The following is a 24,351-nucleotide window of genomic DNA, read 5'->3' on the forward strand; positions in this document are numbered from 1 at the left end:
TCAACGCGACATAGCGTGGACGCCCGTCGCCGCGCAGGTCAGCTCGCGCGGAACCAGCGGTACCCGTACGGCTCCAGCTCGAGCTCGTCGCCGGGCGCGTGGTCGTCGGCGTCGATGAGGTCGGTCAGCCGCTCCCAGCCGCCGTCGCCTGGCAGCCGCACGGACGCCTTCGTGCCAGAGAAGTTGTGGACGGCGACCACGGTGCGGTCCTGCCAGTCGCACCGGTGCGCCAGCACGGGGCCGGGCGACTCGATCAGCTCGAGCCGGCCCCAGCCGAGCTCGGGGCATTCCTTGCGGCGGCGGATCAGCCGTTCCATCCAGTTCAGCAACGAGTCCGGTTCGCGCCGCTGGCCCTCCACCGTCGCCTCGTGATCGGCCGGCAGCGGGCGGCAGAGCCGGGCGCCCGCAGGCGCCGGGGAGAAGCCGGCGTGCCGCTCCGCCGACCATTGCATGGGCGAGCGCACGCTGAGCCGTCCCTCGATGTCGAGGTTCTCGGTCATCCCGATCTCCTCGCCGTAGAACAGCGCGGGTGTGCCGGGCAGCGAGAACATCAGCGAGTACACCATCCGGATCCGCTGCTCGTCGCCGTCGAGCATGCTCGGCAGGCGTCGCCGCAGCCCCCGGCCGTACAGCTGCATGTCCGGCTCCGGGCCGAGCGCTGCGAACACCTCGGCGCGCTCGTCGTCGGTGAGCTGGTCCAGGGACAGCTCGTCGTGGTTGCGGACGAAGTTCACCCGCTGGCAGTCGTCGGGCAGTTCCGGCGCCGCCTTCAGGACCTTCGCCAGCGGCCCGGCGTCCTCGCGCACCAGCGACAGGTACAGCGCCTGGTTCACGGTGAAGTCGAACGCCATGGTCAGCTCGTCACCGGTCTCGCCGTAGTACTCCAGTGCCTTCTCAGGCGGCAGGTTGACCTCACCGAGGAGAACGGCGTCGCCGCGGCGGCGGGTGAGGTAGGCGCGCAGGTCGCGGATCAGCTCGTGCGGCTCCTGCGAGCCGGCCGTCGCCCGGTCGGACTCCTCCATGAGGAACGGCACGGCGTCGACGCGGAAGCCGGCCAGACCGAGCGCCAGCCAGAACCCGGCGATCTGCGCGATCTCGTCGCGGACCGCCGGGTTGGCGGTGTTCAGGTCGGGCTGCTCGGTGTAGAACCGGTGGTGGTACCACTGCCGCGCCTGATCGTCCCAGGCCCAGGCCGACCGCTCCTCGCCGGGGAAGACGACGTCCTTCGGTTCGTCGTCGGGCTTCTCGTCGCTCCACACGTAGAAGTCGTGGAACGGTGCGTCGCGGCCCTTGCGCGCGGACTGGAACCACGGGTGGTGGTGCGACGTGTGGTTGACGACGAAGTCGACGATGACCCGGATGCCGCGGTCCTGCGCCGTCCGGACCATCTCGACGAACGCGCCCAACGTGCCGAGCCGTTCGTCGACGCCGTAGAAGTCGACGATGTCGTAGCCGTCGTCGCGTTCCGGCGACGGGTAGAACGGCATCAGCCACAGGCAGGTGACGCCGAGGCCGTCGAGGTAGTCGATCCGCTCGGTCAGCCCGGCGAGGTCGCCGCAGCCGTCGCCGTCTGAGTCGAGGAAGGTCTGCACGTCGAGGCAGTAGATGACGGCGTTCTTCCACCACAGGTCGCCGGCCGCGCGGCGCCGGCGGCTCACGCCGTCACCGCCGTCATCGCCGGGAGGACGTGTTCGCCGAAGGCGTCGATGAACCTCGATTGGTCCTTGCCGACGTGGTGGACGTAGACGGTGCCGAAGCCGAGCTCGCCGAGCTCGTGCAGGTGCTGGGCGTGGCGGGCGAGGTCGGCGCTCACGAGGACGTTGGCACGCAGGTCCTCGGGGCGGACGTACTTCGCCGCCTCGTCGAACTCCTCGACCGTCGCCAGGTCCCAGCACAACGGTGGCGAGTAGACATTCGTGCGCCACTGGTCGTGGGCGATTGAGAGCGCCTCGTCCTGGTCCGGCGCCCAGCTGACGTGGATCTGGACGGCGAGAGGCTTGCCGTCGCCGCCGTTGCTCCGGAAGGCGTCGACGACCTGGCGGAGGGCGTCGGGCGCCTGGCCGACGGTGACCAGGCCGTCGGCCCATTCCGCGGCCCAGCCTGCTGTCTGCGGGCTGACGGCGGTGGCGTAGAGCGGCGGCGGCTGTGGTGGGCGGGTCCAGAGCCGGGCGCGGTCGACCGTCACCAGCCCGCGGTGGGTGACCTCGTCGCCGTCGAGCAACGCGCGAATGACGTCCACGCACTCGCGCAGCCGGGCGTTGCGGGTCGCCTTGTCCGGCCAGCGCTCGCCGGTGACGTGCTCGTTGACGTTCTCACCGCTGCCCAGCGCGACGGCGAACCGGCCGGGGAACATCTCCTCGAGCGTGGCGACCGCCTGCGCCGCGACGGCCGGGTGGTAGCGCTGGCCCGGAGCGCAGACCACGCCGAACGGCAGCGCCGTGGTCGCCATGGCCGCGCCCAGCCAGGCGAAGGAGAAGCCGGACTCGCCCTGCCGGGCGCTCCACGGCGCGAAATGGTCCGATGACCACACCGCTCCGAAGCCGGCCTGTTCCGCGTGCCGGACGTCGGCCAGGAGGCGGCTCGGCGGGATCTGCTCGTGCGACGCGTGCCAGCCGACGACGGGCATGCTCGGTCCCCTTCCGGGTGGGTGGCGGCGGTGTCACGTCGCTTACCCGGCAGGGCCGCGTTCTACGCCAGTTCGAACCGGATGGTGCGGGTCTGCGGGTCGGCGGCGGTGAGGCGGGCCCGGACGTCGGTGCCGAGCGGGAGGTCCCGGTCGTCACGGATGGGCGCCTCGACGGCGGGCTCGCGGATCGTGACGTCGCCCTTGCGCTGGTCGCGGTCGTCGACCTCGACGACGACGCCGTCGAAGGTCTCGCCGACGTAGTCGCGCAGCACCGCCGCCTCGACGAGGTCGAGCACGGCCCGCTCGTATTGGTTCGCTCGCCGTGTCGAGCCCCGCATGGTCGTCGGCAGCTCGCCGAACCGGTCGACGACCCAGCCCGGGACCTCGTGGCCGGCGCTGAGCGCGACGCTGATCTCGAGCGCGTACCGGTCGACCAGCCGGCGCAGCGGCGCGGTGACGTGCGCGTAGTCGGCGGCGATGGCCGAGTGGCCGGTGTGCTCGGGCAGCTCGCCGGCGAACCCGACGTAGCCGGAGCCGCGCAGCAGCCGCGTGCAGGCGACCAGCATGGCGGCGTGGCTCGGCGTGGCGGGTTCGAGGGAGCGGACGAAGTCGGGGTAGCTCTGGTTCTCGGGCCAGTCGATGCGCAGGGCGCGGGCCGTGCGGCGCAGCCGCTTCACGTCGCGCGGGTCGGCCGGGGCGAGAGTGCGGAGCAGCCCGGTCCGGGCGTTGACCATGAGTGTCGCCGCCGTCATCCCGGTCAACAGCGAGATCTGGGCGTTCCACTGCTCGACCGGGTGCTGCTGCCGGAACGCCAGCGACCAGTGGGCGCCGTCGGCGCGCACCTCCTGCTCGGGGAGCGGGAGGGAGACGCCGCCGCGCTCGGCCTCTATACGGAGTCGTCGCTCGCCGACCTCTTGGAGGAGCGTGAACACCGGGTCGGCGGTGCCGGCGTCGAGCTGTTCCTGCACGTCGGTGTAGGAGAGCTTGGCCCGGCTGCGCACCAGCGCCCGCTCCACGCGGCCCGCCACGGTGCCGCCGTCGCCGTCGAGCTCGATGGTCCACAGCAGTGCCGGGCGCACCTGGTCGGCCAGCAGTGAGGCGGCATCCTCGGAGAGCGCCTTGGGGTAGAGGGGGACCTTCGAGTCGGCGCCGTAGAGCGTCTCGCCGCGCTTGTGCGCCTCCTCGTCGAGAGGGTCGCCCGGCTGGACGAACGCAGCGACGTCGGCGATGGCGTAGTAGACGGTGTAGCCGTCCTGGTGGCCGGCCGCGCTGCGTTCGATGTGCAACGCCTGGTCGAGGTCCTGCGCCGTCGCCGGGTCGATGGTGACGAACGGCAGGTCGGTGCGGTCGAGCTCCGGGAGGCGCGGGTTCTTGGCGGCCTCTTGTGCCGCGTGCTCCACCTCGGGCGGGAAGGCCGGAGTGACCTGGAGCTCGGCCTGGATGGCCGCGATGCCCGCCCGCAGCGTCTCGCCGTCGGCGGACAGCACCTCCTCGCGCAGCCGCACCACACGTCTGGGCACTGCCGATCCCCTCCCCTGAGTCGCTGGCTCCGACAGCCTCTCACGCCGCTGTCACGAACCGCCCGCGGAATCCACCCACAGGAGGTGTGGGCGCCGGCTGGCCTGTCGACGAGTCGATCCGCACGGATGACGGCGTCTACGTCCTGGCCGCGGCGGCGCTCCACCGCGCCGACCGCGAGTCCGTCCGCGCGCTCGACTGCACCCAGGTCGGCGCGTTCATCACCCGGAGTCAGCCGGGATCGCGCGGCGGTACCGCTCGCCGAGGACCCGCAGGTGCTCCACCAGTCCCGGCGGCTCGGTGACCCGGAAGTCCAGCCCGAGCATGCCGATGTAGACGGCGATGATCTCGAGGCTGTCGGCGCCGGTCACCAGCACGCAGGTCGACTCGTCGACCGACTCGACCACGCCGACCGTCGGGTTGATGCGGGCCAGCACCTCCTCCGCCGGCGCGCACACCCTGATGCGGGCGTGCACCGACCAGCCCGCCGAGGCGACCTCGCGCAGCACGAACGCCGTGTAGTCCTCGCCCGGCAGCGGCGCCGGCGGGAACCGCCGGCCGGTCGCCATGCGCAGCTCGATCCAGTCGACCCGGTACGGGTGCCAGTCGCCCGTGACCGGGTCGCGGCCGACCAGGTACCAGTGCCGCTGCCAGCTGACCAGCCGGTACGGCTCGACCACCAGCGGTGGCCCGTCGGCGGTCCCCGGATAGTCGAAGCGCACCCACTCGTGGTCGCGGATGGCTGCGGCCAGCGCCGTCAGCACCGCGGCGTCGACGACCGGGTCCTCGACGTTGCTGCTGGTGTTCTCGGGGCCGCGCGACATGGCGTCGTGGATGGCGGCGACCTGCCGGCGCAGGCGGTGCGGCAGCACCTGCTCGAGCTTGGCCAGCGCCCGCGTGCTGCTGTCCTCGATGCCGGCGACGCCGCTGCCGGCCCGCAGCCCGATGGCGACGGCGACCGCTTCCTCGTCGTCGAGCAGCAGCGGCGGCAGCCGGGCGCCCGCGCCGAGCCGGTAGTGCCCGGCCGGGCCGCGCGCGGCGTCGACCGGATAGCCGAGGTCGCGCAGGCGGTCGACGTCGTTGCGGATGGTGCGCGGACTGACGCCGAGGCGTTCTGCCAGCTCAGCACCGGTCCAGGCGGGTCGCGACTGCATCAGCGACAGTAGCGCGAGCATACGAGCGGAGGTCTCTCTCATGGTCTGCGTCCTGCCCGGCTGAATAGGAACGTACCGTGCCTATAAGGGTTCTAGCGTAGCTGTCATGACGAACACCACCGCATCCCTCCGCCCCTTCCGCATCGAGATCAGCCAGGCCGACGTCGAGGACCTGCAGGATCGCCTGTCGCGCACCCGGCTGCCGCAGCCGGCGCCCGGCGACGACTGGGACTACGGCACCCCGAACCACTACCTGCGTGAGATGGCCGACCACTGGCGCGACGGCTTCGACTGGCGCGAGCAGGAGGCCCGGATGAACGCGTTTGCGCACTACCTCACCGAGATCGACGGCCAGACCATCCATTTCATCCATGTGCCGTCGGCCGTGCCGGGTGCGACGCCGCTGCTGCTGCTGCACTCCTACCCCGGCTCGTTCGCCGAGTTCCTCGATATGATCGGCCCGCTCACCGACCCGGTCGCACACGGCGGCAGGGCCGAGGACGCGTTCTCCGTCGTCGTGCCCTCGATGCCCGGCTTCGGCTTCAGCACCCCGGTCCAGGACCGGGGCTGGACGATGGCGCGGGTCGCCCGCACCTACGACACGCTGATGCGCAGCCTCGGGTACGAGTCCTACGGCTCGCACGGCAGCGACGGCGGCGCCATGGTGTCGCGTGAGCTCGGCCTGCTGAACCCGCCCGGATTCCTCGGCCTGCACGTCCTGCAGCTGTTCTCGTTCCCGTCCGGCGACCCGGCCGAGTTCGAGAACCTGTCGCCCGCCGACTACGCCGGCCTGCAACACCTCGAGTGGTTCCAGTCCGTCGGCGGCTACAACGCGATCAACGGCTCGCGTCCCCAGACGGTGGCCGTGGGCATCTCCGACTCCCCCGTCGGCCAGCTGGCCTGGAACGAGCTGTTCAACTCGTTCGGCAACGGCACCAGCCTGGTCACACGGGACCAGATCCTCACCCAGGTGTCGCTGTACTGGTTCACCAACACCTCGGCATCGGCAGGCCGGTACCACTTCGAGGAGGCCCGCTCCGGCGCCGAGCCGGCCGTGAACCACGCACCGACCGGCGTCGCGGTCTTCGCCGACGACTTCCGCACCATCAGGGCGTTCGCCGACCGCGACAACGACAACATCGTCCACTACAACGAGTTCCCCGAGGGCGGGCACTACGCCATGCTGGAGCGGCCGGACGTGCTGGTGGAGGACCTGCGGGACTTCTTCGCCGGCCTGAAGGGCTGAACGCTCAGCCGCGCTCCGCGCCGCCGACCGCACCCTTGAGGAGGTCGACGGCGCGAAGCGCTGCCGGGTGCTGGGCGGCGGACTTGCGGACGGCGACGAAGATGCGCCGCACCGGCTCGGGCGCGACGATGCGCACCGTCGTGACGCCCGGCGGGAGCTCGCGGATGCCCAGCTCGGGGACCACGGTGAGGCCGATGCCCGTCGCGACGAACGGGATGGCCGTGTGGTAATCGTGCGTCTCGACGGCGAACTCCGGCGCGAAGCCGGCCTCGGCACAGGCCTGCAGCAGCACTCGGCGGCAGGCGCCGTCGCCGCGGTCGTTGTCGATCCAGCGCCGCCCGGCCAGCTCCACGAGCGCCACCTCACCCCGCCCGGCCAGCGGGTCGTCGATGCGCACGACGGCGCGATAGGGGTCGTCGACGAGGTGGTGCACCTCGGCGCCCGCCGGCGGCGTCCACCCGGGCCGCTGGACGAAGATGTCGACGTCGGGCTCGTAGCTGTCCGGCATCTCCGCATTCCCTGGTGGGACTTGCCGCGGATCAGGAGCTCGCGGTCGGCGTTCGGCCGGCTTCACCTCCGTCATGCGCAGGTCCAGCCGCAGCTCCGGGAACTGCGCATGCAGCGCCGCGACGACGGGCGGCAGCCAGGCCGCGCCCGCGGAGGCGAAGTAGCCGATGGACAGGCTGCCGACCCGGCCGGCCCGCAGGTCGCCGACCAGGCCCTCGATGCGGCTGACCGCCTCGAACAGGGGCTCGGACTCGGCCGCCAGCGTGCGCCCGGCGGCGGTCGGCTCGATGCCGCGGCCGGCCCGGTCGAACAGGCGCAGCCCGGTCTCGCGCTGCAGCGCGGCCAGCTGCTGGCTGACGGCGGACGGTGTGTAGCCGAGCGCCTCGGCGCCGGCCCGGATGGAGCCGGTGGCGACGACGGCGCGCAGCAGGCGGAGGCGGGGCAGGTCCAGCATGATTCTGATCGTACAGCTGTCCTTAACGAACCTACAGTAATATGTGCTTGTGCTGTCGAATCGATCGGCCGCATCATGACGGGGTGACGCAGACCCTCCCGGCCTCCTCCGCGCCGTCGCCGGCCGCGCCTCCCCGGCTCACCGAGAGCCGCAAGGCCGCCGTCGCCGCCGCCATCACCGTCGTCCTCTGGGCCTCGGCGTTCGTCGCCATCCGCGACGTCGGCCACACCATCTCCGCCGCGCCGCTCGCGCTGATCCGCCTCGCCGTGGCCGCCCTGGCGCTGACCGTGCTGGTGGTCGCGACCCGCGGCCGGCGGGTGATCCCGGTGCGACTCTCGCGGCGCACGTTCGGACTGATCGCGGCCTGCGGCGTGCTCTGGCTGGCCGGCTACACCGTCGCGCTGAACGCCGGCGAGCAGCACGTGGACGCGGGGACCGCGGCGCTGCTGGTCAACGTGGCGCCGCTGCTCATCGCGTTCGGCGCCGGCCTCGTCCTCGGCGAGGGGTTCCCGCGGGCGCTGATCGCCGGCTCGCTGGTGGCTCTGGGCGGTGTCGCGGTCATCTCGCTCGGCTCCACCGGCGACCGCGACTGGCTGGGCGTGGCGTTGTGCCTGCTGGCAGCGGTGCTCTACACGGCCGGCGTGCTCATCCAGAAGGTCGTGCTCCGCTACACCGACGGGCTGACGACCACCTGGCTGGCCTGTGTCGTCGGCACCGCGGTGCTGCTGCCCTGGACGCCGCAGCTGGTGTCCGAGCTGGCCGAGGCGTCGCTCGGGGCCGTGCTCGCGGCGGTCTACCTCGGCCTCTTCCCGACGGCGATCGGTTTCAGCACGTGGGCCTACGCGCTGCAGCGCATGGACGCCGGCCGGCTCAGCGCCAGCACCTACGTCGTCCCGACGGTGTCCGTGCTGATGTCGTGGGCCCTGCTCAGCGAGGTCCCGACGGTGTTCGGCCTCATCGGCGGCGCCATCAGCCTCGTCGGCGTCGCCATCTCCCGCCGCCGCCGAAGGTGACCCACGACTCCCCATGAGCTCGGACCTGTTCGTGCGCTCCGAGGGCGTCGAGGAGATCGCCGACCCGGCGGCGGCCGCGGCCCCAGTCGGTGATCGCCCGGAGTTCGTGCGTCGTGACCTCCAGCCGCGTGTCCGACGGCACACGGCCACACTCTCCACCCGCGTGCCCGGCGCCGTCCACGGTTGAGAGGATCGAGGGATGCAGCTGGATCTGAGCGGGCGGACCGCCCTCGTCACCGGATCGACGCAGGGCATCGGACGGGCCATCGCGGCCGGGCTGGCGCGGTCGGGGGCGCGGGTGGGGGTCAACGGCCGCAGCGCGGACACCGTCGGCGAGGCCGTCGAGCGGCTCCGGTCGGAGGTCGCCGGCGCGGACGTCGTCGCCGTCCCGGCCGATGTCGCCACCGGCGACGGCGCCGCCGCGGTCCTCGACGTCCTGCCCGACGTCGACGTCCTGGTGAACAACCTCGGGATCTTCGGCGCGACGCCGGCGCTGGAGATCACCGACGAGCAGTGGCGGCGCTACTTCGAGGTCAACGTGCTGGCGGCGGTGCGGCTGACCCGCGCGTACCTGCCGGGCATGCGCAGCCGCGGCTGGGGCCGCGTGCAGTACATCGCCAGCGACTCCGCCGTCGTCATCCCGGCCGAGATGATCCACTACGGCATGACGAAGACGGCGCTGCTGGCGGTGTCACGCGGCTTCGCCAAGGAGGCCGCCGGCAGCGGCGTCACCGTCAACAGCGTCATCGCCGGCCCGACCCACACCGGCGGCGTCGAGGAGTTCGTCCACCAACTGGTCGACGAGAGCCTGCCGTGGGACGAGGCGCAGCGCGAGTTCATGCGGCTGCACCGCCCGCAGTCGCTGCTGCAGCGCCTGATCGAGCCCGAGGAGATCGCCAACCTGGTCGTCTACCTCAGTTCGGCGCAGGCCTCGGCGACCACGGGCGCCGCCGTCAGGGTCGACGGCGGCTACGTCGACTCGATCCTCCCCTAGACGGTGGCATGGACGATCCGGTGCCCGGTCCGGTCCTGCCAGTGGGTGACGATGTCGGCGGCGTATCGCTCGCGCAGCTCGTCGCCGCCGGCCGCGGACCTGGACTCGTAGAACCCGAGCAGCGCGAACGCGTGCAGGACCGCGTCGCCGGGGTCGACGGTGGACCGGCCCCTGCGGGCGGCACGGGTCGAGGCGACGTCGCGCACCAGCGCGTCCAGCTCCCGAGCGGCGGCGACGAGCGCCCGCCGATCCCGCGGGCCGCCGCGCATCGCCAGCGTCGCCAGCAGCTCACGCGTGCGCGGCAGCCGCGCCGGCGCGACGTCGGCGGCGAAGCGCTCCAGCTCGGCGTACTGCAGCGCCCGCGGCTCGAGCACGTCGGCGCCCAGGAAGCGCACCTGGTCCCAGCCGGGCCGGCCGCGGTTGAACTCGCGCATCCACCGGACGAGGTCGAGCATCGCCTGGCTGCGCAGCCCGGCCCGTGCCTGGCCGACGGCGGAACGCGCGCTGGTCCCGTCACCACGCACATAGCGGTCGAGGACGACGCCGCTCCCCCAGCTCTCCGCGCACACGATCGTGCGGAAGTCCAACTCCTCGACGAGCTGGCGGACCGGGCGGTTCGGCGCGGCGCGGTCGATGCTCATGGCGCTCATCGTGGGCGCGGCGCGGGGTCGCGCTCGTCCGCTCAGCCGCTGATTCGCCGCGTACGACCCCTGACGTACGCCGTCGACGACGCGCGCGGGCTCAGCCGCAGACCCGTCCGGCGAGCCGGACCAGTTCGACCATGGTCGACGTGTCCAGGGGAGAGAACTCCGGCACCTCCCGGGAGCCGGACGTCACAGTGAACTCGATCATCCCGTCGTCGCCGGCCATGGACGTCGCCGCCGCACAGTCCTCGACCGTCCAGGTCAGCTCGATCTGCGCCGTGGCGTGCCCCACCAGCCGGATCGGCAGCTCGGGCTGCGTCGCCGCCAAGCCGGGCGCCATGGGCACCAGGCGCGTGATCTGGACCGACCGGCCGGAGTAGTTCAGCAGCGGCAGCGTGACCGTGAGGCTGGACTCGCCGACCGTCGTGGCGATGACCGGGCCGACGAACTGGACGTAGCCGGCGTTGAACTCGCACTGATCGGTCCACAGCATGCCGATGCTGCCGTAGTCGCTGTTCTGGTCCGCGTCGACGGTGCGCTCGTCGCCCTCGGCGTCGCGGATGCGCACTTGGACCGCATCGGGCGCGTCGTTCGCGGAACAGTCGGCGACCAGTCCCGTCTGCTGGACGACGACCCACTCGCCGACCGGCGCCTCGACCTGCTCGAACGGTTCGGCGTCTGGAGTGATCTCGAACCCGTCGGCCGCGATGCCGAGGATCTCGACCGGCCGCGATCCGATGTTCACCAGCTGCAGGTCGACCGAGGCCGCGGCCGAGCCCCCTTCGTCGAGCATCCAGTTCGCGGGACCGCTGATGATGGCGACGTCGGCCAGCTCGGCCGCGTCGTGCCGGGCGTCGACGATGACCGCGCCGAGCAGCCCGCCGGCGGCCAGGCCCGCCGCCAGCAGCGCCCAGCGCCGCCAGGCGTGCGACGACCCGCGCGCGCCGTCGCCCGCGTGCTGGTCGCCGTCGTGGCCGTCGACGCCGATGACGCCGCGGCCCCCCGCCGGTCCGACGACGCCGAGATCGAACGGTGCGTCGTCGGACCCGTCCCCCATGGTCACTCTTGGATTGTCGCTGGACAGGCCTGCCCGGACAAGCGGGCCAGCGAGGTGAACGCGTGGTCCGGCAGCACCACGACCTGCTCGGCCTCGCTGTCGCCGGTGAGAGTGCGGACCGCGAGCGACCCGCCGGTCGCACGGAGTGCGGTGTCGCAGTCGCGCACGGTCCACGTGGTGACGACGGTGAGGCTCTGGCCGGCCGGGACGGACCGGTCGGCGGCGTCGACCGTGAGCGTGAAGCCCGGCGCCCGCGACGCGATGGCGCCGAGCCGGAGGTCGTCGAGGCCGTCGTTGACCAGCTCGATGCCGAGCACGACGCCGTCGGCGCCGGTCTCGATGAGGCTGGTCTTCCCGACCCGCAACCCGGACGGGCCGAGCTGACACTCGGTGTACCAGAAGCCGCGCAGGCTTTCGTGGTCGTCGGGCGGCTCGACGTCGACCAGCCGCTCCTCGCCGGACTCCGTGCGGACGCGCATGCGCATGGCCTGCGGCAGCTCGCCGGAGCAGTCGACCACGAGGTCGCGCTGGACGTAGGTCACCCAGCTGCCGGCCCCGACGGCGACGGGCTCGGGCGGCTCGGCGCCGTCGGCGAGCGTGACGCCGTCGATCTCGACGCCGAGGATCTCGACGGGGCGCTCCCCGGCGTTGAGCACGGCGACGGTCAGCTCGCCCTTCGGCCGCCCGGGGAAGATGATCATCTGCTCCGGGCCGCCGAACAGCTCGATGCGGGCGTACCCGGCCGCGTCGTCGCGCGCCTCGGCGACGGCCAACCCCCCGGCGGCGCCGACGACGACCGCCGCGGCCAGCACGCCCCACCGCCGCCACCCGGACCGCCCGCGCGGCGTCGCCGGGCCGTCGCCGCCGTCCGGACCCGGGTCCGGATCGGGCGCCGGCCCGATCACACCCAGGTCGAACGGCTCACCGGGGTCGTCGCGCGAGGTCATCCCTCACTCTCGCACGCGCGGTCGACGAGGCGCACCAGCTCGGCGCGGGCGGGACCCATCACCGGATACATGTTCATCGGGTTGTCCCGTGGATCTGCTCCCTCGGTGAGGGTCGAGGTCAGATAGACGTCGAAGAACTGCCGCGCGTCGGCGCAGGCACTGACGGTCCATGTCACCGCGAGCGTGACGCGATCGCCCGGAGACACGGTGACGGGGAGGCCGGCCGGCTGCGCTCGGAGTCCGGGGCTGTCGGCGCCCAGCTCGTGCACCGTGGCCGGCTCACGGCCGTCGTTCATGATGGTGACGTCCATGACGATGCTGGTCGCGTCAGTCGTGACGACCTCGGGCTCGTCGATGAAGAGCTGCTCACCGTACCGGCAGCTCGACCAGAGCGTGGCGATCAGTCCGTACTCCGGCAGATCCCCGGCCCGGACGACACGCTCCTCACCGGCCGCATCGAGAAACCGCACGTTCAGGTACTCCGGAGGGTCGGCCGCGCAGTCCGGCACCAGGCCCTGCTGCTCGACGACGACCCACTCGCCCGGCGGCGCGGGGACGGGCTCCGGGTCGGGCGAGCCGGGCTCGATGCTCAACCCGTCAGCACCGAACCCGAGGATCTCGATCTCGCGCTCCCCCACGTTGAGCAGCTGCATGCCGGCCGACGCGGGTTCCCCTTGGCTGGCCATGCCCGTCCACCCCGTCAGCCCGCCGACGACCACGCCGACGTCGTTGAGCTCGGCGGCGTCGTGCCGGGCGCCGGACACCACCACCCCCAGCAGGGCGCCGACGGCGACGGCGGCGGCCAGCGCGACCCAGCGCCACCGGCCGCCGCTCGCAGCCGGCGACGACGACGGCGACTCACCCGCGTCGCCGTCGCCGTCGCCCACGACGCCCAGGTCGAACGGTGGCTCGTCAGCCTGCCTCATCGATGGATTGTCGCTGAGTAACAACACCGATCACAAGACGGCGGCGAGCTTGTCCAGCGTCTGCTCCAGCCCGAGCCGCGACAGCCGCACGGTGTCCGCCGTCGCGTAGCCGCGCTCGGTCACCGTCAGCTCGGTTCCGGGCCCCGACGGCGTCAGCGTCACCTCGTGCGGGACCCCGGTCTCGGGGATGTCCGCGGGCAGGCCGAGCGAGGACGGCGGCACGGACCGGCCGTCGGCGTCGCAGAAGCCCAGGACGTACTCGAGCCGGCGCGGCGCGTCGACCACGGTGTAGGTCCAGGTGTTGTGCAGCTCGAAGCCCTCGGGCGAGCGCATGGTGATAAGCGACGCGCCGCCGGGGCGGACGTCCATGCGCGCGAGCGGGCAGCTGAAGCCGTCGGGCCCCCACCACCGCTTGACCAGCTCGGACTCCGTCAGCGCCGCCCACACCCGCTCCGGCGGCGCGCCGTAGGTGCGGGTCACGGTGAGGTCCATCAGCGCGTCACCCCGATCAGCGCGTCGAGGAGGTCGTGCGACTCGCGGATGCCGCTCTCCATGCCGGTCGGGATCCAGCCGTCGCGGTCCTCGATCGACTGGAAGAGCGAGACGTTGGTGTAGCGAGTGCCGCCGTCGCCGGCGGGCTCGAACGTGTCGGTGACCAGCTGCAGCCGCCCGGGGCCGCCCATCTCGAACTGCAGCGTCGAGACGATGAGCGACCCCGGCACGACGTCGTGGTAGACGCCCCAGAAGGCGTACGGCGTCGGCGGCTGCCCGGCAGCCGGCTCGCGGTGGCGGGCGACGAAGCGCCAGAGGCCGCCCCGGCGGACGTCCATCCGCTCAACGGTGGTCTCGAAGCGGCGCGAGCCCCACCAGCGCGGGATCAGCGCCGGATCGGTCATGGCCGCGAACACCACGTCCGGCGGCGCGCCGAAGTCTCTGGTGACGACGATGTCCTGCCGTCCCGGCTCGAAGAGCACCTCAGTCGTGCGCATGGTCCTGCCTCCCCTGGATCCGGACGATCTCCTGCTCGAGGCGGCCCAGGGAGTCCTCCCAGACCGCGCGGTACTGCTCGATCCAGCCGCTCGCGTGGTCGAGTGGCGCGACCTCGAGCCGGCACGGGCGCCACTGGCCCTGCCGGCTCCGGCTGATCAGCCCGGCCCGCTCCAGCACCTTGAGGTGCTTGGAGATCGCCTGGGCGCTCATGTCGAACGGCCGGCCGAGCTCGGTGACCGGCGCCTCACCCTCGGCCAGCCGGGCGAGGATGGCGCGCCGGGTCGGGTCGGCGAGCGCGCCGAAGACCAGGCTCAGGGCGTCGTCCACGCGGCACCTCCGATATACAACCGACTGGTTGATAAACCGATGGGTTGATTATCTCTCACCGAGTTCTCATGTCAACCGGGCAGAATCGAGGGGTGACGAGGCTGCTGGTCATCGCCAACACCCATGCCGGAAGCGCGCGCGAGGAGGCGGTCGACACCGCGATCGGCGTGCTGCGCGACGGCGGTGGCGACGTCGAGGTGGCCGACCTCGACCCCGACGCCCTGCCCGACGTGCTCAAGCAGCACTCGGACCACCGGCCCGTCGTCATGGGTGGCGACGGCTCCGTTCATCTGCTGGTGGCGACGGCGCACCGCCTCGGCCTGCTCGACGGGGGGCCGTTCGAGGTCGGGCTGGTGCCGCTGGGCACCGGCAACGACCTCGCCCGCACGCTCGGCCTGCCCCTCGACCCGGCGCAGGCCGCCGAGATCGCGTTGAGCGGTCGGCCCCGCGACCTGGACATCCTGGTCGACGACGTCGGCGGCATCGTGGTCAACGCCGTCCACCTGGGCGTGGGCGCCGAGGCCGGCCGGCGCGCCGTCCCGCTGAAGCCGCGCCTGGGCAAGCTCGCCTACCCGGTGGGCAGCGCGGTCGCCGGCGCCTCCGCCGCCGGGTGGAAGCTGCGGGTCGCGGTCGACGGGACCGTGCTGGCCGGCGGCGACCGGCGCGCGCTCATGGTCGCGCTGGGCAACGGCGTCACCATCGGCGGTGGCGCCCCCGTCGCCCCGTCCGCCCGTCCCGACGACGGCCACGTCGACGTCGTGGTCTCGTTCTCGACCGGCTGGCGGGCCCGGCTCGCCTTCGCCGTCGCCCTGGCCCGCGGACGGCACCCCGAACGCCACGACGTCGTGTCGGCCCGCGGCCATGCGGTGACGGTGTCCGGCGGGCCGGTCCCCCTCAACGCCGACGGCGAGCTGTCCGAACTGACCGGGGCCCGGACCTGGACGGTGCTGCCGCACGCCCTGCGCATCCCCGTCGGGGACTGAGCTCGCCGCGAGCGAGACCATGGTTGACGGATCACTGCCGTCCTGGCGACACCAATCCCTCAACCACCGCGCAGGAGCTCACAGGTCGGCCGACAGCACCTCGGACATGGTCGCGGTGTCGCCGTCGACGCGGCCGGTCTCCCAGCGGACCCGGGCGGTGCCGTCGGTCAGCTCCAAGGTCGCCAGCGCGTTGTCGAACCGCGGGCCGGCGGCGATCCGCCAGTCGATCGACGGCTTGGGGATGCGGGCCAGCCGGGCCAGGCCCGAGCCCACCACCCGGGCGACCCCGAAGGCGGCGGCGCCCTGGACGTAGCGCATCGTCCTGCTCAGCGGGTTGCGCACGGGCGAGCAGACCAGCTGGTGCACGCGGCTGGTCCGCGGCGTCTGGCCCGGATACCGCATCCGCGCCGCATACGAGTGGTGCACGTCGCCCGAGAGGAAGCTGATGGTCTGCGGCCGCCGCCCGTCGGGACCGGTCGCCACGGACGTCACCAGCTCGGCCATCGCCGAGAACGACCGGCCGAACGCGGCCCAGTGCTCGAGGTCGACGGCCTGGCGCAGCTTCTCCGCCCTCGACGCGAACCGCCGTCCCCACGCACCCGCCGCCGTCGCCTCGTTCCAGGCCTCGAGGTCGTGCACGCCGCGCGGCAGCAGGTACGGCAGCGACGTGCCGAGGAACAGGTGCTCCACGTGCTCGGTGTCGCGGACCTGCTCGACGATCCAGTCCCACTCGTCGTCGTCGACGATCGTCCGCCGCGACGGGTCGAGCACGCGGCCGCAGCGCGAGTCGATCATCACCAGGCGGGCCGGGCCGATGTCGCGGGCGAAGCTCCAGCGGTAGGACGCCGGGTCCTGGTCGGCCTGCCAGGCGTACTCGTCGAGCACCTCGCCGGCATCGCCGCCGCCGGACCCCGCGGCCAGCACGGCCTTCAGCACCGGGTCGGCCGCCCGCTCCGACGGCGACAGGTTGCCGACGTGCTGGTAGATCCAGTACGCCGCGATGCCGCCGGTGATCCGCCGGCGCCACCACTGTTCCCGCGCCATCTGCTCGCGCCAGGTCTGCGAGGTGTTCCAGTCGTCGCGGATGTCGTGGTCGTCGAAGATCATGGCGGCCGGAACGGTGGAGAGCAGCCAGCGCACGGCCGGGTCGCTCCAGGCCAGCCGGTAGAGATGCGCGTACTCCTCGAAGTCCGAGACCTCCCACCCGGGCGCCTCGGCCGGGTCGCGGCGCGCCGCGATGAACTCGCGCATCGCCTCGGAGGTCTCGTCGGCGTACACCTGGTCGCCCAGCAGCATCAGCCCGTCGGGCCGCTCGGACTCGTCGGCTGCGGCGAGTCGCAGCGCCAGGGCGCGCAGCGCGTCGGTGCCGTAGATGCGATCGTGCCGGTCGTCGTGCGGCACGCTCATGCGGCACGACCCGAACGTCAGCCGCACCCGGCCGTCGCCGCGGGTGCGGATGACCGGCGGAGGGAACGGGCCCCCCGGCTCCGGCCACACCTGCTCGCCGTCGATCTCGACGGTGTACGGCGTCGACGTGGCGGGCTCGAGGTCGTCGACGGCGACCAGCGCGTAGTGGTGCCCGTGGACGGGGAACGTGTCAGTGGACGCATCGAGGACCCGGACGGTCGCTGGGCCGGCCGTCTCGACCCAGATCAGGGCCGACGTCCGGTCGACGTGTCGCAGCAGCGGTCCCAGGAGGAGCGTGTCCGGCACCTGACCTCCCGGAGGATCGTGAGTGGCAACGTAGGGTGAGCCCCCATGCTGTCCGTTTCGTCCGCGTCTGGTCGTACCCCCATCGTCCTGCTGCTCACACTCGTCCTGGCCGCCTGCGGATCGTCGACGGCCCTGACCGGCAGCGACGCGCCCGCATCGAGTGTCATGGACGGTACGGACCCGATCGTCGCCGACGCCCGCGCGCTCCCGGGCGTCGACGACGTCACCTTCCACTATCGCGACCCGGACGGCAACGAGCATCCCGAGCCGCCCGGCACACCGGCCGATCGCGAGGGCTGGACGCTGCGTCTGGACATCGTGCACGGCGCCGAGTACGGCGCGGGCTGGGCCGCCGAGGCGATCGACGAGCTGCTCGAGGGCCGGCCGGAGCCCACGACGCCGGCTCTGGAGATCTGGCTGCACCCGGTCACGCCGACGGCGTCGGAGATCGCCGTCCGCGCCTACCCGCGGACCGACGACGGCTCCCAGGTCCGCGACGCGTTCCTGCTCGCCGCCACACCGGGGGTCGTGCGGGCGGTGTTCGACGGCGAGACGGCGGACGTGCGGGTGGCCGACGCCGCGGACCTCGCGAAGGTCGCCGACGTCGCGGCCGTCCAGGGCACCGGCGTCGACGTCATCCGGGTCCTCGGCGACGACTCCGCCGAGGTCCGCGTCGCCGACGTGCCGCCGCGCCCGCCGTACGTGCCGAGCACGGACCGACCCGCGCAGCGGCCCGCGGACCCGGCGGCGCCGGACTGCGACCCGGCCTCCCTGCGGCTGGAGCTCACCGGCACCGACGCCGCGCTGGGCTCGCGGTACCTGTTCCTCGGCGCGACGAACACCGGCGCCGCACCGTGCGCGCTGCGGGGCCGGCCCGAGCTGACCTTCCGCACGCTCGCCGAGGAGCCGCTCGCCGTCGCCGTCACCCCGTCGACGACCCCGCCGGACCCGCCGCGGCTGGTCGTCCCGCCCGGCGCCCGCGCCGTGGCCATGCTCGACTGGAACGCGATGCCGACGGCGAACGACCCGAACCTGACCTACGAGGTCCTCCTCGCCGCGGGCGACGGCGCGCCTGCCACGGAGCTGCCGCTCACCTCGCTCGTCATCGACGGCGCCGGCCCGCAGACCTCCCTCGACATCGTCGACGGCGGCGAGGTCGCCGTCACCGCGTGGCAGCCCGACGGCACCGGGTTCTGACGCGGTGATCTCGGGATCGCTGGGTATTGCCGACCCATGACATCGCAGCGGGGGGCGGCCGGCGGCCGGCAGTTCCAGCCCTGTTCGGACCGAGGAAACCTCGGCGATACGCAAACCTCACGCGGGCATCGATCGGGCTCAATAGGCTCGGCTGACATGACCGCCGTCGACCTCCCCCCGACCGACCTCCTTCCCCACGACGACGTGGTCCGCTTCGCCGACTCCTTCGCCTGTCTGGCCGATCCGACCCGTGTCCGCCTGCTGCATGCCGTCGCGACGGCGCCGGGCGGCCGAACCGTGGGCGAGCTGACCGAGCGCCTCGGCATCAGCCAGTCGACCTGCTCCCACCATGTCCGCAAGCTCTCCGACGTCGGCTTCGTGCAGGTCGACCGGCAGGGCCCGTTCAGCCGCGTCACCGTCAACGAGGCCTGCATCATCGGGCTGCCGCACATGGCCGACGTCGTCATGGGCGCGCTGGCCACCCGCCCCCGGCACCCCGAGGACGTCCCGGGCGGCGTCACCGTCCGCGAGCTGCGCCTCGACGACTGGCCGGCCGTGCGCCGCATCTACCAGGAGGGCCTCGACACCGGCATCGCGACGTTCGACACCACCGTCCCGCCGAGCACCCGGCTGTCCGCGCGCTGGCTGCCCGGGCACCGCTGGGTCGCCGAGGTCGACGGCGTCGTCGTCGGCTGGACGGCGGTCGCCCAGGCGTCGTCGCGCGACTGCTTCCGCGGCGTCGGCGAGACGTCGGTGTACGTCGACCGCGCCCACCGTGGCCGAGGTGTCGGCAAGGCGCTGCTGTTCACGCAGGTCACGGCGGCCGACCGGGCCGGCCTCTGGACCCTGCAGACGTCGGTGTTCAGCGTGAACCGGGCCGGGCTGTCGCTGCACCACCAGGCCGGCTACCGCACCGTCGGCGTGCGCGAGAAGCTCGCCCAGCGCGACGGCGTCTGGCACGACTGCATCCTCCTGGAGCGCCGCGCGTCCGCATCGGCGGGCAACGCCTTGACATGATCGGTTTGCCCTCAATTCAATGGCGGTGAGACGCTCGGAGGTGCGCGGTTCACGGGCACGTGACGGGCGTCGAACCGTGTGGAGGGCGAGGCCATGCGTACCAGCGAGCTGCACGTGCTCCCGTGCGGAGACCGCGCTGTCCTGGTCGAGCTCGGCGACCTCGAGGACGTCCTGGCCCTGCACGCCGCGGTGCGCGACCACGCGCCGGCCGGACTGGTCGACGTCGTCCCGGCGGCCGAGACGCTGCTCATCGTCTTCGACCCCGGGGTGACGACGGCGCAGCGGCTGGCCGGCGACCTCGCACAGCTGCCCGCCGAGCGCCCGGCCGCGGACGAGCAGCCGCTGGTCGAGATCCCGGTCCGCTACGACGGCCCCGACCTCGTCGCCGTCGCCGAGGCGACCGGACTGTCCGTCGCCGAGGTGGTCCGGCGGCATGCGGCGCCCACGTACACCGTCGCGTTCACCGGGTTCGCTCCCGGCTTCGCCTACCTCACCGGGCTCGACCCGGAGCTGGTGCTCCCCCGCCGCGAGGAGCCGCGGGTTCGGGTGCCGGCCGGGTCGGTCGCCATCGCCGACCGCTACTCCGGCGTCTATCCGCGCCCCGGGCCGGGCGGCTGGCACCTGCTCGGCCGCACCGGCGCCGTCCTGTGGGACCTCGACCGGACCCCGCCCGCGGCCCTGCTGCCGGGCACCCGGGTGCGGTTCACGGCGGGCCGCGCGTGACGACGGTCGACCTCAACTGCGACCTCGGCGAGGGCTTCGGTGCCTGGACCATGGGCGACGACGCCGGCCTGCTGGGCGTCGTGAGCAGCGCGAACGTCGCCTGCGGGTTCCACGGCGGCGACCCGACCATCATGCGCGGCATCTGCGAGACGGCGGCCGCCCGCGGCATCACCGTCGGCGCGCACGTCGGCTACCGCGACCTCGCCGGCTTCGGCCGCCGCGAGATCGCCGTGCCGGCCACGCAGCTGGCCGACGACGTGCTCTACCAGCTGGCGGCGCTCGACGGCATCGCCCGCGTCGCGGGGACCCGGGTCCGCTACGTCAAGCCGCACGGCGCGCTCTACAACACCATCGTCCACGACGCCGAGCAGGCCGCCGCCGTCGTCGACGCCGCCCGCTCCTACGACCCCACGCTGACGATCCTCGGGCTGCCGGGCTCGGAGGTGCTGCGCATCGCGACGGTGCACGGCCTGTCGACGGTGCCCGAGGCGTTCGGCGACCGCGCCTACCACACCGACGGCCGCCTCGTGTCGCGCCGCCGGCCGGGCGCCGTCATCACCGACCCCGGCGCCGTCGCCGCCCGCTGCCTGGAACTGGCCACCACCGGCACGGTGACCAGCATCGAGGGCGAGCCGGTCGCCGTCCGGGCCCGCTCACTGTGCGTCCACGGCGACACCCCGGGCGCCGTCGGCCTGCTGCGCCGGGTCCGCGAGGTGCTGACCGAACACGGCATCACGATCGCCGCGTTCGCATGATCGAGGTGCTCGACCCCGGACCGCTGGCGCTCGTCGAGGACCTGGGCCGGCCGGGCCTGGGCGCCATGGGCGTCGGGTGTTCGGGGGCGGCCGACGGCGACAGCTTCCGGCTGGCCAACCGGCTGGTCGGCAACCACGAGGGCGCGGCCGCCGTCGAGTTCCTGCTGGGCGGGCTGGCGGTGCGGTTCCGGCGCACGGCGACGGTGGCGCTGACGGGGGCGCCTGCGGACGCGCGGGTGGGCGGCGGCGCCGGCGGCGAGGGCCGCGGCCGCGGCGCCGCGTTCAACGCGCCGTTCTCCGTCCGGGCCGGCGAGTCGCTCCGGGTCGGCCGCCCAGCGAGCGGGCTGCGGTCGTACCTGGCGGTGCGCGGCGGCATCGGCGTGCCGCCGGTGCTGGGCTCGCGGTCGTGGGACTCGCTGGCCCGCATCGGCCCGCCCCCGCTGCGCGCCGGCGACCTGCTGCCGATCGGGTCCGGCCACGACGGCGAGCCGGTCGTCGACGTCGCCCCGGTCGCCGAGCCCGCGGGCGGCGTGGCCACGCTGCGGGTGCTACCCGGACCGCGTTCGGAATGGTTCGCGCCGGACGCGCTGGACACCCTGTTCGCGACGCCGTACGAGGTGACGGCCGAGAGCGACCGGGTCGGGCTGCGACTCGCCGGTGCCCCGCTGGCGGCGGCCGCACCGGGAGCGGCCGAGCTGGCGCCCGAGGGGATGGTCACCGGGGCGCTGCAGGTGCCCCCGAGCGGCCGGCCCGTGCTGTTCCTGGCCGACCACCCGGTCACCGGCGGCTACCCCGTCGTCGGCGTGGTGCTGACGGCGGACCTGCCGCTGGCCGCGCAGCTGCGGCCCGGGGACGAGCTGCGATTCAGGCCGACTTCTCACCCCGCTGCCGCCGGCCCGCCGGGCGGCCCCGTGGCAGCAGCGTCGGCAGCACGTTGGCGTCGACCACGTCGCGGGTGATGACCACCCGGGCGACGTCCTCGCGCGACGGGACCTCGTACATGACGTGCAACAGCACCTCTTCGAGGATCGCCCGCAGCCCGCGCGCGCCGGTGCCGCGCAGCAGCGCCAGGTCGGCGACCGCCTCGGTGGCGTCGTCGGTGAACTCCAGCTCGACGTGGTCGAGCTCGAACAGCCGCTGGTACTGCTTCACCAGCGCGTTGCGCGGCTCGGACAGGATCCGGATCAACGCCGCCCGGTCCAGCGGCGACACCGTCGTGATGACCGGAAGCCGGCCGATGAACTCCGGGATCAGCCCGAACTTCAGCAGATCCTCCGGCATGACCTCGGCGAGCGGGTCGGCGGCGGGGGCCGGGCCGGCAGCGGCCGCGGCTGGACCCGGGCCGGGCACATCGGCGGCGAAGCCGAGGCCGCGGCGGCCGGTACGGGAACGAATGACGTCGTCGAGTCCGGCGAACGCGCCACCCACGATGAACAGCACGTTGGTGGTGTCGATCTGGATGAACTCCTGGCCCGGGTGTTTCCGCCCGCCCTGGGGCGGCACCGACGCCGTCGTGCCCTCGAGGATCTTCAGCAGCGCCTGCTGCACCCCCTCGCCGGACACGTCGCGGGTGATCGACGGATTCTCGCTCTTGCGGGCGATCTTGTCGACCTCGTCGATGTAGATGATGCCGGTCTCGGCCTTCTTCACGTCGTAGTCCGCCGCCTGGATCAGCTTCAGCAGGACGTTCTCGACATCCTCACCGACGTAACCGGCCTCGGTCAGCGCGGTGGCGTCGGCGATGGCGAACGGCACGTTCAGCATCTTCGCCAGCGTCTGCGCCAGGTACGTCTTGCCACACCCCGTCGGGCCGACGAGCAGGATGTTCGACTTCGCCACCGTGATGTCGGAGGCCTGCGCGCGGACCCGCTTGTAGTGGTTGTAGACGGCGACCGCGAGCGACTTCTTCGCGCTGTCCTGGCCGATGACGTAGCGGTCGAGGAACTCATGGATCTCCCGCGGCTTGGGCGGATCGACCATGCCGGCGGCGGCGTCCTCGATGTCCTCGGCCATTAGCTCGTTGCAGAGCCCGACGCACTCGTCGCAGATGCAGATGCGGCCGGGGCCGGCGATCAGCCTCGTCACCTGCTTCTGGGTCTTTCCGCAGAAGGCGCACGTCATCAACATTCAGCCCACATTTCAGATGTTCTGACCATCTGGATGGTGACGGTATCTTGGTTCTCGAACGGGGGCAATCGGAGGCGCTGATGGTACGGCTCACGCGGGCCCAGACCCGGGAGCGGACCCGGACCGGCGTGTTGGCCGCGGCCCGGGCGGAGTTCGCCGCCCACGGCTACCGCGACGCCACGATCGACGCCATCGCCGACCGCGCCGGCCTCACGCGCGGCGCCGTGTACTCGAACTTCGCCGGCAAGCGGGCGCTCTACCTCTCGGTGCTGGCGGCCGGCGCGGAGGCGGCGTCCTCAGGCGCCCGGGTCGCGGAGGTGAGGTCGCCCCGGGAGGCGCTGGGCGCGATCGCCCGGACCTGGACCGGGAGCGGCCTCGCGGCCGACGTTCTCGACGACGAGCCGGCGCGGACGGCGTACGCGCAGTTGCTCGCGCTGGAGTCATTGGTGCTGGGCCTCGCGCTGGAGCGGCTGGGCCGGCCGGGCCGCGGCGTGCGGGCCGCGGCGACGGCGCTCACGCTGCTGGCCGGCGCGCACCACCTCGGTGCGGCGGCGCCCGGATTCCCGGACCCGTTCGACGTGGTCGCGGCGTGCGAGCTGCTCGCCGACCTGCCGCCCGACCACGGCTGGCCGCCCCTGTACGTCGAGTACGTCTCCCCCGCCCTGCCGGCCGACGATCCCTGGCCGGCCGAGCTCCCGCCCGCAGGCGGCCACGGCGTCGTCCACGTGCTCGGGCTGCGCCGGCTCGAGGCGGCCGAGGAGTCGGCCCGCGCCGCCACCGGAAGCGAGGTCACGATCGCGATCGTCACCGGCGACCCTGAGGAGCTGCAGCCGCTCGCCCGGCTCGTCCTGGCCCGGCTGCACGGCACCCTGGCCCGCGCGATCCCCGAGCCGGCCCGGCCGCCGCTGCGCCTGCTCCTCGGCCACGATGCCGACGCCCTCGTCGCGGCCGCCGGCCTCACCACCGCCGGCGACGACACCGAGGCGGCCGTGCGCATTGCCGGCGGCCGGATCGTCGCCCGCGCGACCGGTCGCGGCGCCGGTCACGCCGCCTCCCACGCGCCGGCTGTCGGCGCGCCGAGGTGACCGGTTCAGCCGGAGCTCTCGCGTTTGGCGTCGGGCGGGGCCTCGAATGACCACGTTCACCACCCGAATCCCTGCTCCACCAGGCATGCAGCCCTCGTGATGCACGAGAACCCCTCGTGACGTATGCCGGCAACCGCTGACCCGTCGCCCGCGACGGCCGTCACGAGGATGACCTGACCATCACCAGGCCTACAGGCCTAGTGCCACACGGGATTGCATGGTGAACGACGCTCCTATGTGGTCAAGGCGGCGAGGTCTGCGGTGAGGATGGGGTGGAGTTCGCGGGCGATGTAGCGCTTGAGGCAGCGGCGGATGTCGCGGGGTGTGAGGCCTTCGGTGGTGCGGCGT

25 protein-coding genes are annotated in these 24,351 nt (G+C 73.2%); 11 read left to right on the forward strand and 14 right to left on the reverse strand.

Annotated elements, in window-relative coordinates:
• Positions 1 to 38: 38 nt before the first annotated feature.
• From E1212_RS08540 to E1212_RS08555, 4 genes are all read right to left on the reverse strand, one after another.
• Positions 39 to 1,658 carry an alpha-amylase family protein gene (locus E1212_RS08540; protein ID WP_131981283.1) on the reverse strand — a complete coding sequence of 540 codons (1,620 nt, stop codon included), beginning with the start codon at positions 1,656 to 1,658 and terminating at the stop codon, positions 39 to 41.
• Positions 1,655 to 2,626: a TIGR03885 family FMN-dependent LLM class oxidoreductase gene (locus E1212_RS08545; RefSeq protein WP_131981285.1), complete on the reverse strand. Its 972-nt coding sequence runs from the start codon at positions 2,624 to 2,626 to the stop codon at positions 1,655 to 1,657. The genes E1212_RS08540 and E1212_RS08545 overlap by 4 nt, the downstream gene beginning before the upstream one ends.
• Before the next feature lie 62 nt (positions 2,627 to 2,688).
• Positions 2,689 to 4,146 carry an RNB domain-containing ribonuclease gene (locus E1212_RS08550; RefSeq protein ID WP_203416628.1) on the reverse strand — a complete coding sequence of 486 codons (1,458 nt, stop codon included), beginning with the start codon at positions 4,144 to 4,146 and terminating at the stop codon, positions 2,689 to 2,691.
• 219 nt (positions 4,147 to 4,365) lie between these two features.
• Positions 4,366 to 5,340, reverse strand: a complete 975-nt coding sequence (locus tag E1212_RS08555) for a helix-turn-helix transcriptional regulator (RefSeq protein WP_131981287.1) — start codon at positions 5,338 to 5,340, stop codon at positions 4,366 to 4,368.
• 64 nt (positions 5,341 to 5,404) lie between these two features.
• Here E1212_RS08555 and E1212_RS08560 point away from each other — a divergent pair, with 64 nt between their 5' ends.
• Positions 5,405 to 6,544, forward strand: coding sequence for an epoxide hydrolase family protein (locus E1212_RS08560; protein WP_131981289.1), 1,140 nt, complete (start codon positions 5,405 to 5,407; stop codon positions 6,542 to 6,544).
• 4 nt (positions 6,545 to 6,548) lie between these two features.
• On the opposite strand, the gene E1212_RS08565 is transcribed toward E1212_RS08560, so the two are convergent.
• Entirely contained in the window at positions 6,549 to 7,505 is a 957-nt protein-coding gene (locus E1212_RS08565) for a LysR family transcriptional regulator (protein WP_131981291.1), read from the reverse strand.
• Between the two features lie 83 nt (positions 7,506 to 7,588).
• On the opposite strand from E1212_RS08565, the gene E1212_RS08570 reads away from it, so the two are divergent.
• From E1212_RS08570 to E1212_RS08575, 3 genes are read left to right on the forward strand one after another with little or no spacing between them, the layout of a single operon-like run.
• A complete protein-coding gene (locus tag E1212_RS08570) occupies positions 7,589 to 8,518 on the forward strand; it encodes a DMT family transporter (protein WP_203416630.1) in 930 nt (309 codons plus the stop codon).
• A gap of 13 nt (positions 8,519 to 8,531) precedes the next feature.
• Positions 8,532 to 8,705: a hypothetical protein gene (locus E1212_RS29350; protein ID WP_162605391.1), complete on the forward strand. Its 174-nt coding sequence runs from the start codon at positions 8,532 to 8,534 to the stop codon at positions 8,703 to 8,705.
• Between the two features lie 12 nt (positions 8,706 to 8,717).
• Positions 8,718 to 9,512, forward strand: coding sequence for an SDR family NAD(P)-dependent oxidoreductase (locus E1212_RS08575; RefSeq protein ID WP_131981295.1), 795 nt, complete (start codon positions 8,718 to 8,720; stop codon positions 9,510 to 9,512).
• Here the strand turns inward: E1212_RS08575 and E1212_RS08580 are convergent.
• The 7 genes from E1212_RS08580 to E1212_RS08610 all read right to left on the reverse strand — a co-directional run bounded on the left by E1212_RS08580 (position 9,509) and on the right by E1212_RS08610 (position 14,403).
• Positions 9,509 to 10,153, reverse strand: coding sequence for an erythromycin esterase family protein (locus E1212_RS08580; protein ID WP_162605392.1), 645 nt, complete (start codon positions 10,151 to 10,153; stop codon positions 9,509 to 9,511). The genes E1212_RS08575 and E1212_RS08580 overlap by 4 nt on opposite strands.
• A 100-nt stretch (positions 10,154 to 10,253) precedes the next feature.
• The gene (locus E1212_RS08585) at positions 10,254 to 11,219 is read right to left on the reverse strand and encodes a hypothetical protein (RefSeq protein ID WP_131981299.1); all 966 of its coding nucleotides are present in this window, start codon (positions 11,217 to 11,219) and stop codon (positions 10,254 to 10,256) included.
• A complete protein-coding gene (locus tag E1212_RS08590; RefSeq protein ID WP_131981301.1) occupies positions 11,216 to 12,160 on the reverse strand; it encodes a hypothetical protein in 945 nt (314 codons plus the stop codon). The genes E1212_RS08585 and E1212_RS08590 overlap by 4 nt, the downstream gene beginning before the upstream one ends.
• Positions 12,157 to 13,086: a hypothetical protein gene (locus E1212_RS08595; RefSeq protein WP_131981303.1), complete on the reverse strand. Its 930-nt coding sequence runs from the start codon at positions 13,084 to 13,086 to the stop codon at positions 12,157 to 12,159. The genes E1212_RS08590 and E1212_RS08595 overlap by 4 nt, the downstream gene beginning before the upstream one ends.
• A gap of 30 nt (positions 13,087 to 13,116) precedes the next feature.
• A complete protein-coding gene (locus tag E1212_RS08600; protein ID WP_131981305.1) occupies positions 13,117 to 13,578 on the reverse strand; it encodes an SRPBCC family protein in 462 nt (153 codons plus the stop codon).
• Positions 13,578 to 14,075: an SRPBCC domain-containing protein gene (locus E1212_RS08605; RefSeq protein WP_131981307.1), complete on the reverse strand. Its 498-nt coding sequence runs from the start codon at positions 14,073 to 14,075 to the stop codon at positions 13,578 to 13,580. The genes E1212_RS08600 and E1212_RS08605 overlap by 1 nt, the downstream gene beginning before the upstream one ends.
• Positions 14,062 to 14,403: an ArsR/SmtB family transcription factor gene (locus E1212_RS08610; RefSeq protein WP_131981309.1), complete on the reverse strand. Its 342-nt coding sequence runs from the start codon at positions 14,401 to 14,403 to the stop codon at positions 14,062 to 14,064. Before E1212_RS08610 ends, E1212_RS08605 begins: the two co-directional genes overlap by 14 nt.
• Before the next feature lie 92 nt (positions 14,404 to 14,495).
• Here E1212_RS08610 and E1212_RS08615 point away from each other — a divergent pair, with 92 nt between their 5' ends.
• Entirely contained in the window at positions 14,496 to 15,386 is an 891-nt protein-coding gene (locus tag E1212_RS08615; protein ID WP_203416632.1) for a diacylglycerol/lipid kinase family protein, read from the forward strand.
• A 78-nt stretch (positions 15,387 to 15,464) separates the two neighbouring features.
• Here E1212_RS08615 and E1212_RS08620 read toward each other — a convergent pair whose 3' ends face one another.
• Complete coding sequence (locus tag E1212_RS08620) at positions 15,465 to 17,099, reverse strand: alkaline phosphatase D family protein (protein WP_203416634.1); 1,635 nt, start codon at positions 17,097 to 17,099, stop codon at positions 15,465 to 15,467.
• A 45-nt stretch (positions 17,100 to 17,144) separates the two neighbouring features.
• Between E1212_RS08620 and E1212_RS08625 the strand changes: the two genes are divergently transcribed.
• From E1212_RS08625 to E1212_RS08645, 5 genes are all read left to right on the forward strand, one after another.
• The gene (locus E1212_RS08625; protein WP_203416636.1) at positions 17,145 to 18,296 is read left to right on the forward strand and encodes a DUF4232 domain-containing protein; all 1,152 of its coding nucleotides are present in this window, start codon (positions 17,145 to 17,147) and stop codon (positions 18,294 to 18,296) included.
• A gap of 156 nt (positions 18,297 to 18,452) precedes the next feature.
• Positions 18,453 to 19,313: a helix-turn-helix domain-containing GNAT family N-acetyltransferase gene (locus tag E1212_RS08630; RefSeq protein WP_131981317.1), complete on the forward strand. Its 861-nt coding sequence runs from the start codon at positions 18,453 to 18,455 to the stop codon at positions 19,311 to 19,313.
• Positions 19,314 to 19,406: 93 nt separating this feature from the next.
• Positions 19,407 to 20,036, forward strand: a complete 630-nt coding sequence (locus tag E1212_RS08635; RefSeq protein WP_131981319.1) for a 5-oxoprolinase subunit B family protein — start codon at positions 19,407 to 19,409, stop codon at positions 20,034 to 20,036.
• 50 nt (positions 20,037 to 20,086) lie between these two features.
• Positions 20,087 to 20,791: a LamB/YcsF family protein gene (locus E1212_RS08640; protein WP_420814361.1), complete on the forward strand. Its 705-nt coding sequence runs from the start codon at positions 20,087 to 20,089 to the stop codon at positions 20,789 to 20,791.
• A complete protein-coding gene (locus E1212_RS08645) occupies positions 20,788 to 21,750 on the forward strand; it encodes a 5-oxoprolinase subunit C family protein (protein WP_131981323.1) in 963 nt (320 codons plus the stop codon). The genes E1212_RS08640 and E1212_RS08645 overlap by 4 nt, the downstream gene beginning before the upstream one ends.
• Here E1212_RS08645 and clpX read toward each other — a convergent pair.
• Positions 21,656 to 22,918, reverse strand: a complete 1,263-nt coding sequence (clpX, locus tag E1212_RS08650) for an ATP-dependent Clp protease ATP-binding subunit ClpX (protein ID WP_131981325.1) — start codon at positions 22,916 to 22,918, stop codon at positions 21,656 to 21,658. The two genes, E1212_RS08645 and clpX, sit on opposite strands and share 95 nt — an antisense overlap.
• Positions 22,919 to 22,998: 80 nt before the next feature.
• On the opposite strand from clpX, the gene E1212_RS08655 reads away from it, so the two are divergent.
• A complete protein-coding gene (locus E1212_RS08655; protein ID WP_131981327.1) occupies positions 22,999 to 24,003 on the forward strand; it encodes a TetR/AcrR family transcriptional regulator in 1,005 nt (334 codons plus the stop codon).
• Positions 24,004 to 24,351: the final 348 nt, after the last annotated feature.

Origin of the sequence: Jiangella ureilytica (assembly GCF_004348545.1) — a bacterium.
Lineage (GTDB): Bacteria > Actinomycetota > Actinomycetes > Jiangellales > Jiangellaceae > Jiangella > Jiangella ureilytica.

Excerpts from the sequence above, each read along its gene's own strand:
- E1212_RS08545 (WP_131981285.1), bottom strand. The coding sequence starts at position 2,626 with ATGCCCGTCGTCGGCTGGCACGCGTCGCACGAGCAGATCCCGCCGAGC.
- E1212_RS08555 (WP_131981287.1), bottom strand. The coding sequence starts at position 5,340 with ATGAGAGAGACCTCCGCTCGTATGCTCGCGCTACTGTCGCTGATGCAG.
- E1212_RS08560 (WP_131981289.1), top strand. The coding sequence starts at position 5,405 with ATGACGAACACCACCGCATCCCTCCGCCCCTTCCGCATCGAGATCAGC.
- E1212_RS08565 (WP_131981291.1), bottom strand. The coding sequence starts at position 7,505 with ATGCTGGACCTGCCCCGCCTCCGCCTGCTGCGCGCCGTCGTCGCCACC.
- E1212_RS29350 (WP_162605391.1), top strand. The coding sequence starts at position 8,532 with ATGAGCTCGGACCTGTTCGTGCGCTCCGAGGGCGTCGAGGAGATCGCC.
- E1212_RS08575 (WP_131981295.1), top strand. The coding sequence starts at position 8,718 with ATGCAGCTGGATCTGAGCGGGCGGACCGCCCTCGTCACCGGATCGACG.
- E1212_RS08580 (WP_162605392.1), bottom strand. The coding sequence starts at position 10,153 with ATGAGCATCGACCGCGCCGCGCCGAACCGCCCGGTCCGCCAGCTCGTC.
- E1212_RS08590 (WP_131981301.1), bottom strand. The coding sequence starts at position 12,160 with ATGACCTCGCGCGACGACCCCGGTGAGCCGTTCGACCTGGGTGTGATC.
- E1212_RS08595 (WP_131981303.1), bottom strand. The coding sequence starts at position 13,086 with ATGAGGCAGGCTGACGAGCCACCGTTCGACCTGGGCGTCGTGGGCGAC.
- E1212_RS08600 (WP_131981305.1), bottom strand. The coding sequence starts at position 13,578 with ATGGACCTCACCGTGACCCGCACCTACGGCGCGCCGCCGGAGCGGGTG.
- E1212_RS08605 (WP_131981307.1), bottom strand. The coding sequence starts at position 14,075 with ATGCGCACGACTGAGGTGCTCTTCGAGCCGGGACGGCAGGACATCGTC.
- E1212_RS08625 (WP_203416636.1), top strand. The coding sequence starts at position 17,145 with ATGCTGTCCGTTTCGTCCGCGTCTGGTCGTACCCCCATCGTCCTGCTG.
- E1212_RS08630 (WP_131981317.1), top strand. The coding sequence starts at position 18,453 with ATGACCGCCGTCGACCTCCCCCCGACCGACCTCCTTCCCCACGACGAC.
- E1212_RS08635 (WP_131981319.1), top strand. The coding sequence starts at position 19,407 with ATGCGTACCAGCGAGCTGCACGTGCTCCCGTGCGGAGACCGCGCTGTC.
- E1212_RS08640 (WP_420814361.1), top strand. The coding sequence starts at position 20,087 with ATGGGCGACGACGCCGGCCTGCTGGGCGTCGTGAGCAGCGCGAACGTC.
- E1212_RS08645 (WP_131981323.1), top strand. The coding sequence starts at position 20,788 with ATGATCGAGGTGCTCGACCCCGGACCGCTGGCGCTCGTCGAGGACCTG.
- clpX (WP_131981325.1), bottom strand. The coding sequence starts at position 22,918 with ATGTTGATGACGTGCGCCTTCTGCGGAAAGACCCAGAAGCAGGTGACG.
- E1212_RS08655 (WP_131981327.1), top strand. The coding sequence starts at position 22,999 with ATGGTACGGCTCACGCGGGCCCAGACCCGGGAGCGGACCCGGACCGGC.